The following is a 6,592-nucleotide window of genomic DNA, read 5'->3' as shown; positions in this document are numbered from 1 at the left end:
TTGGGCTTTTTAAAAGAGCTCAAATATTTTTCAGAATAACTTTTCAACTTACACAGTTAGTGAGACACTACCAAAAAAAAGGAGATTGTTATGTAAAAAACACTAACGATCTCCTCTTTTTTTAAATCGGGGATCATGTTTTGAAATAAATCCTGATCTTCTTGCAGCAGGTTCAGGTTTAGGGAAACTTGCTTCTTCAGTTTTGCTTGAAGGTTCGATTAACTGATTTAATTCTTTGATTTCAGCATCTGTCAAATCTCTGTAACGGCCAACAGGAACATCCAGTGAAATGTTGATAATACGGATGCGTTTCAGTGCCGTAACTTCATAACCTAAATACTCCGACATTCTTCGTATCTGGCGGTTTAAACCTTGCGTCAGGATGATTTTGAAAGTGTATTTGCTGATCTGCTCTACTTTGCATTTTTTGGTAACAGTATCTAAAATCGGAACTCCGTTTCCCATGCGTTGTATAAAACGATCCGTTATTGGTTTGTTTACGGTTACGGTATATTCTTTTTCGTGATTGTTTCGGGCTCGTAAAATCTTGTTCACGATATCGCCGTCATTGGTCATGAAAATCAATCCCTCACTGGCTTTGTCCAGTCTGCCGATTGGGAAAATACGTTTTGGATAATTGATATAATCAACAATGTTGTTTTTGACTTCCAGATTGGTGGTACATTCAATTCCGACTGGTTTGTTGAATGCCAGATAAATCATTTTTTCGTTTTTCTCAACGATTAGTTTTCCATCTATACGAACTTCGTCATCCGGTGAAACTTTGGTTCCCATTTCAGGTACGGCGCCGTTTATGGTTACGCGGCCTTCTTCGATGAGTTTGTCGGCTTCACGACGTGAACAATAACCGGTTTCTCCAATGAATTTGTTAAGGCGTTTTAGATTTTCTTCCATGATACAAAAGTACGTATTTTGAAAATTAGATAAAGATAATTGAAGGCAAAAATTAAGATTGCTGCTCTTTAGTCCCGATTGAAGCGGTATCGCCCAATTTTAAAAACAAGGCTTTTTTGCCGTAGTTTTTTTATCGGGAATATAGCGGAAAGCGGGAAACCTGCCGGCAAAAATGAACTATTGTTTCGCTTCAAACAAAAACTCAATCACTTTTTTATACAAGTCATCATCGTGCATACCGTGACCTAAATCTTTGGTTTCGATAAACTGACTGTTTTTCCAGTTGCTGGCGATTTTTTTTCCTTCTTCAAAAGCAACAATTTTATCTGTAGTATCATGAGCGATTAAACCCGGAATGCTAAATTGGGAAGCAAATTTTTGTCCCGAGAAATCATCAAATCTAAAGTTGAAATGCATTAAAAAACGATTTTCGAGGAGTGAAAACATTCTGCTATTTAAACTCAGCATCGATACGTAATTGTTAATCAGCGTCTTTAAATCTGATGGAGCGCCCAGGATTACCATTTTGGTGATGCTGGTATTTGGAAACAAATGCTGATGGTACACGCATGCTGCACCGCCAATAGAATGGCCAATAATAATATCTGGCTGGTATTTTTCTACTGCTTTATTAATGAATTCGGCATAAAGCGGAACATTAAATTCCTTACCGCTGCTTTGTCCGTGTGCAGGGGCATCAAGTGCAATAATGGTACTTCCTGATTTTTGAAGATGAGGCAGTGTTTTTTTCCAGCGCGATGAATTACTCTCCCAGCCGTGAACCAGAAGTATTTTGGTTTCGTTTCCTTTCCAGATATAGGTCTGAAAATGGTGTTCGTTGTGGTGAAAAGTTTCGGTTTGGGTATTTCTTAGAACTTTGGGCAATTTTTCTTTTAGTAATCTTCCATCTCTTGGCTGGCTAAAAAGGGCGTATGAAAGTTCGACGGCTTTTTGCGGGCGAACATAACTCAGAAAGTTAATGTATTGGCCAACGGATTTTAATGTGATAAAACGAATTCCTTTTTTAAGTCCCAAAACCAGTAATTTTATGGTAAAAAAAAGTCCCGATGTTGATCGGGACAATTTATTTAGATTTTAGCAAACAATTGCTCCATTTTTTCTTTCTCTTCATCAGCCAGTACGCTGTCAACTAAGATTCTTCCTGAATGTTCATCAGTGATGATTTTCTTTCTTGAAGCAATTTCTACCTGAGTCTGTGGCGGAATCGTGAAGAATGATCCTGCAGAAGCACCTCTTTCGATAGAAACTACAGCTAATCCGTTACGAACACTGCTTCTGATTCTTTTGTAAGCTGCCAATAATCTGTCTTCGATTTGTGAAGCGAACTCAGCAGATTTCTCAGTTAAGAATATTTCTTCTTTTTGAGTTTCAGCCATAATAGCATCTAACTCAGACTTTTTATGTTTTAAGTGTGAACTTTTAGCTTCTAATTTTTCTTTTAGATTTGAAATTACTTCCTTCTTGTGCTCGATAGAAGCTTTCATCTCTTTGATTTGTTTTTCAGCTAATTGAATTTCTAATTCCTGAAATTCAACTTCTTTTGTTAAGGAATTAAATTCTCTGTTATTACGAACTGATTCTTGTTGTTTTGTGTACTTTTTAATTACTTCTTTGTGCTCTTCAATAGCAATTTTCTTTGCTTTGATTTGCTCTTCAATCACTTCAAGTTCACCTTTTAGTTTCTCTGAACGAGTGCTCAGACCCGCAACTTCATCTTCTAAATCTTCTACTTCTAATGGAAGTTCCCCTCTTACGTTTCTGATTTCGTCAATTCTCGAGTCAATAAGCTGTAAATCGTATATTGCTCTTAACTTGTCCTCAACACTTAATTCTTTCGTATTCGTCATATTCTATAAGTACTTAACTGGATTTGTATTTTCTTCTGATAAAATGATGGCAAAATTAAGGATTTTTTTTCTAAGATAATCAACAATATAGTTTTTTGTATAGCGTTCGCTCTCAAAATGACCAATATCGGCCAAAAGTAATTTGTTTTCGGCTTCATAAAACTGATGGTATTTTAAATCGGCTGTTAAAAAAGCATCTGCTCCGGCCTGAATGGCATTTTTTATGGCAAAACTTCCGGAACCTCCCAAAACGGCAACTTTCTTTATTTTTTTTCCTGTAAAGTCAGAATGACGAATACCATCGGCAATCATTTTATCTTTTACAAAATGAAGGAAGTCTTTTTCATCCATTTCGGTTTCAAATTCACCAATCATTCCCAAGCCGATATTTTGATGCGAATTTTGTAAATCATAAATTTCATAAGCTACTTCTTCGTAGATATGATTTGCAAAAAGAGTTTTTAAGATTCTCGATTGCAAATGTTTCTCGAATGTAACTTCAATTTTTATTTCCTCAGCTTCTGTAAGTTCATGGCGTTCACCAATTACAGGATTGCTTTCAGAATTACCTTTGTAAGTGCCTGTTCCGTTAGAATTAAAACTGCAGTTTTCATAATTGCCAATTGTTCCTGCCCCGGCATCAAACAAAGCCTGACGTATTTTTTGTGCATTTTCAGGAACAGTATAGGTCACAAGTTTTTGAATAAAATTCTGCTTCGGAATCAAGATTTTAGTATTGGTTAAGCCTAAAGCATCGCAAAATATTTTATTTACACCTTGGGAGTGATTGTCTAAAGCAGTATGAACGGCGTAAATAGCGATATCATTTTTTATGGCTTTTAAAATGGCACGTTCCACATAATTTTTGCCGGTGATTTTTTTGATTCCGGAGAATAATATTGGATGAAAGCAAACCACCAGATTGCAGTTTTTAGCAATTGCTTCTTTGATTACAGTTTCCAAAGCATCATGGCAGACCAAAACGCCTGTACTTTCGGTTTCAGAATTTCCGACTAAAAGCCCAACGTTGTCAAAATCTTCGGCGTAAGCCAATGGAGCCATTTCTTCGAGAACTTCTATTATATTTTTGATTTTCATTATTAATTATTTCGAGTTTTGTACTTTAGTGTAAATAATTTATACTAAAGTACAAATTTAGTACATTTGTAATTCTAAATTTAAAATCATGACTACAATAAAAATTAATGAACACACAAAGACAGGCAAAGCATTTATGGCGATGTTTGAGGCTTTTTTTAAAGGTGTTGAAGGAATTGAAATTGTTGAAACAGATGATTATGGACAGGTTAATGAGGAAGGAAGTATTTATAGTTCTGAATTTGTTGAAAAAGTTAAAATAGCGGAAGAAAATATTAAAAATGGCGAAACAACAACGCTAAATCCAGATGATATATGGGGAAGTTTAGGGTTGAAGTAACTAAGATCGCAAATCAGGATATTGAAAAGCATAAAAAATCTGGAAATAAAATTTCTATTAAAAACATTGCTAAAATTTTAATAGATCTTACAGAAAATCCATACGAAGGTTTCGGGAATCCAGAACCATTAAAATATGAATATTCAGGATTTTGGTCAAGGCGGATTAATCGAAAGGATAGATTAATTTATCGTGTAGAAGAGGAAGTTGTTACTGTGTTTATAATTTCTGCAATGGGACATTATTCTGATAAATAACTTTATGAACTTACTTCGAAAAATACTTTTCCCTTTTGCCATTTTATACGGATTCATTACTTCAATTCGGAATTTTTTGTTTGATAAAGGGATTCTGAAATCAACTTCATTTGATGTTCCGGTAATTGCTGTTGGAAATCTAAGTGTTGGCGGAACCGGTAAAACACCTCAAATAGAATATTTAATCCGACTGTTATCGGATAATTACAGAGTTGCCACTTTAAGCCGTGGTTATAAGCGTAAATCAGAAGGTTTTGTTCTGGCTGATTCAGCTTCAAATGCCGAAATTCTGGGTGACGAACCTTTTCAGTTTTACCAAAAATTTCCCAATATTCAGGTTGCAGTTGATGCAGACAGAACTAACGGAATTACACAATTGCTTTCGCAGAAAACAAAACCGGAAATTATTTTATTAGACGATGCTTATCAACACCGAAAAGTAAAAGCCGGGTTTTATATTTTACTTACAGCTTTCGATGATCTATATGCTGATGATTTTATGCTTCCCACCGGAAATTTGCGTGAGAGCAGGAGTGGAGCCAACAGGGCCAATATTGTTGTGGTAACCAAATGTCCGAAGAATCTATCTGATGAAAAACAGGAAGAAATTCGTTTGAAATTAGAGTTAAATTATTCACAGCAAATCTACTTTACTTTTATAGATTATGATGATGCAGTTTATAATAAGGAAGAGGGAATTGCTGTAAGCCAAATTGAATTAGAGTCAAAACTGCTTTTGGCAGGGATTGCCAAGCCTAAACCCTTTTTTGATTATTTGAAAAACGAAAATGATGAGTGTTTGATTTTTCCCGATCACCATCATTTTTCTGAAGCTGATTTAAATGATATTAAGAATAAGGCTCAGAATAAAAAAATCATTACAACTGAGAAAGATTATGTCAGGTTAAAAGGATCCGGCCTGATTTCTCAATTATATTATCTTCCTATAAAAAGTTCATTCATCAATTACAGGCAAAATTTTGATGCTTCGGTTTTAGAGTATGTAAATAATAGTTTTGAAAAATAATCTCTTCTGGATTTAAAGTGCTGTTTCTAACGATTCTGAATTTTGGATATTCATTTTTACAGAAAGCAAAATCAAATCAATTAGTCTTGAAGAATAGCCAATTTCATTATCATACCATCCCACTACTTTTACCATTTTATCAATTACAGATGTAAGTTGTGAGTCGAACAGGCATGAATGTCTGTTGCCGATGATGTCAACTGAAACGATTGGATCTTCTGTATAATCTAATATACCTTTCAGGTTTGTCTGTGAAGCGGCTTCAAAAGCCTTATTTATTTCTTCAATCGATACAGCTCGTTTTACATTAAAAGTAATGTCTGTCAGTGACCCGTCAGGAACAGGAACACGGATGCCGCATCCTCCAATTTTATCCACAAGTTTAGGGAAAATCTTAGTCAGGGCTTTGGCAGCACCTGTTGTCGTTGGCACAATAGACTGGCTCGCTCCTCTTGCTCTTCTTAAATCTTTATGTGGCTGATCATGTAAACTCTGATCTGTTGTATAAGAGTGGATAGTAGTGATGTAAGCTTGTTCAATACCGCATAATTCATCAATGATTTTTATCATGGGTGCAGCATTGTTTGTTGTACAGCTTGCATTTGAAATAATAGATTCGCTTCCGTCAAGAATTGATTCATTTACACCCAAAACAACTGTTTTTATGGTTTCAACTTCTGATGGGGCTGAAAGAATTACCTTTTTAGCACCTGCTTCAATATGTGCATTTAATTCTTCGTACGTTTTGTATTTTCCTGTAGATTCAATTACAAAATCGATATCATGAGCTTTCCAGTTTAAACTTGAAATATTTTTTTCGTGAAAAAACAAAAAAGGTTTGCCATCTACAATAATTCCCTGGTCATTATGACTTACCTTAAAAGGTAATACCCCATGAATACTATCGTATTTTATCAGGTGTGACATGGTTTTGGTATCTGCAATATCATTTATAGCAATAACATCAATTTCTGGATGATTTAAAAGTAATCGAAATAAATTACGACCAATTCTTCCAAAACCATTTATGGCAATTCTAGTTTTCAATTTCAATCTGTTAATTTTTTTATTCGGTTAAACTCAACAA

Annotated in this window: 8 protein-coding genes; 3 read left to right on the top strand and 5 right to left on the bottom strand. The window is 34.9% G+C overall.

What is annotated here, in order from left to right; genetic code table 11:
• Positions 1 to 102: 102 nt before the first annotated feature.
• The 4 genes from rluF to GXM17_RS09300 all read right to left on the bottom strand — a co-directional run bounded on the left by rluF (position 103) and on the right by GXM17_RS09300 (position 3,881).
• Positions 103 to 915, bottom strand: coding sequence for a 23S rRNA pseudouridine(2604) synthase RluF (gene rluF / locus GXM17_RS09315; RefSeq protein ID WP_163399053.1), 813 nt, complete (start codon positions 913 to 915; stop codon positions 103 to 105).
• Positions 916 to 1,092: 177 nt separating this feature from the next.
• Positions 1,093 to 1,950, bottom strand: coding sequence for an alpha/beta fold hydrolase (locus GXM17_RS09310; RefSeq protein ID WP_163399062.1), 858 nt, complete (start codon positions 1,948 to 1,950; stop codon positions 1,093 to 1,095).
• A gap of 53 nt (positions 1,951 to 2,003) precedes the next feature.
• Positions 2,004 to 2,783 (bottom strand): zinc ribbon domain-containing protein, encoded by a 780-nt coding sequence (locus GXM17_RS09305; RefSeq protein WP_163399052.1) that lies wholly within the window; start codon positions 2,781 to 2,783, stop codon positions 2,004 to 2,006.
• A gap of 3 nt (positions 2,784 to 2,786) precedes the next feature.
• Complete coding sequence (locus tag GXM17_RS09300) at positions 2,787 to 3,881, bottom strand: Nif3-like dinuclear metal center hexameric protein (RefSeq protein ID WP_163399051.1); 1,095 nt, start codon at positions 3,879 to 3,881, stop codon at positions 2,787 to 2,789.
• Positions 3,882 to 3,969: 88 nt separating this feature from the next.
• On the opposite strand from GXM17_RS09300, the gene GXM17_RS09295 reads away from it, so the two are divergent.
• From GXM17_RS09295 to lpxK, 3 genes are read left to right on the top strand one after another with little or no spacing between them, the layout of a single operon-like run.
• Entirely contained in the window at positions 3,970 to 4,221 is a 252-nt protein-coding gene (locus GXM17_RS09295) for a DUF2683 family protein (protein WP_163399050.1), read from the top strand.
• A complete protein-coding gene (locus GXM17_RS09290) occupies positions 4,197 to 4,478 on the top strand; it encodes a Txe/YoeB family addiction module toxin (RefSeq protein WP_163399049.1) in 282 nt (93 codons plus the stop codon). Before GXM17_RS09295 ends, GXM17_RS09290 begins: the two co-directional genes overlap by 25 nt.
• A gap of 4 nt (positions 4,479 to 4,482) precedes the next feature.
• Positions 4,483 to 5,505, top strand: a complete 1,023-nt coding sequence (gene lpxK / locus GXM17_RS09285; RefSeq protein ID WP_163399048.1) for a tetraacyldisaccharide 4'-kinase — start codon at positions 4,483 to 4,485, stop codon at positions 5,503 to 5,505.
• Between the two features lie 12 nt (positions 5,506 to 5,517).
• On the opposite strand, the gene gap is transcribed toward lpxK, so the two are convergent.
• Positions 5,518 to 6,552: a type I glyceraldehyde-3-phosphate dehydrogenase gene (gene gap, locus GXM17_RS09280; RefSeq protein WP_163399061.1), complete on the bottom strand. Its 1,035-nt coding sequence runs from the start codon at positions 6,550 to 6,552 to the stop codon at positions 5,518 to 5,520.
• Positions 6,553 to 6,592: the final 40 nt, after the last annotated feature.

It is taken from the genome of Flavobacterium fluviatile, from assembly GCF_010645065.1.
Classification (GTDB): Bacteria; Bacteroidota; Bacteroidia; order Flavobacteriales; family Flavobacteriaceae; genus Flavobacterium; species Flavobacterium fluviatile.
The sequence above is the reverse complement of the archived record's forward strand: the minus strand, read 5'-3'. Positions and strand labels throughout refer to the sequence as shown.

Excerpts from the sequence above, each read along its gene's own strand:
- GXM17_RS09300 (WP_163399051.1), bottom strand. The coding sequence starts at position 3,881 with ATGAAAATCAAAAATATAATAGAAGTTCTCGAAGAAATGGCTCCATTG.
- GXM17_RS09295 (WP_163399050.1), top strand. The coding sequence starts at position 3,970 with ATGACTACAATAAAAATTAATGAACACACAAAGACAGGCAAAGCATTT.
- GXM17_RS09290 (WP_163399049.1), top strand. The coding sequence starts at position 4,197 with ATGGGGAAGTTTAGGGTTGAAGTAACTAAGATCGCAAATCAGGATATT.
- rluF (WP_163399053.1), bottom strand. The coding sequence starts at position 915 with ATGGAAGAAAATCTAAAACGCCTTAACAAATTCATTGGAGAAACCGGT.
- GXM17_RS09305 (WP_163399052.1), bottom strand. The coding sequence starts at position 2,783 with ATGACGAATACGAAAGAATTAAGTGTTGAGGACAAGTTAAGAGCAATA.
- lpxK (WP_163399048.1), top strand. The coding sequence starts at position 4,483 with ATGAACTTACTTCGAAAAATACTTTTCCCTTTTGCCATTTTATACGGA.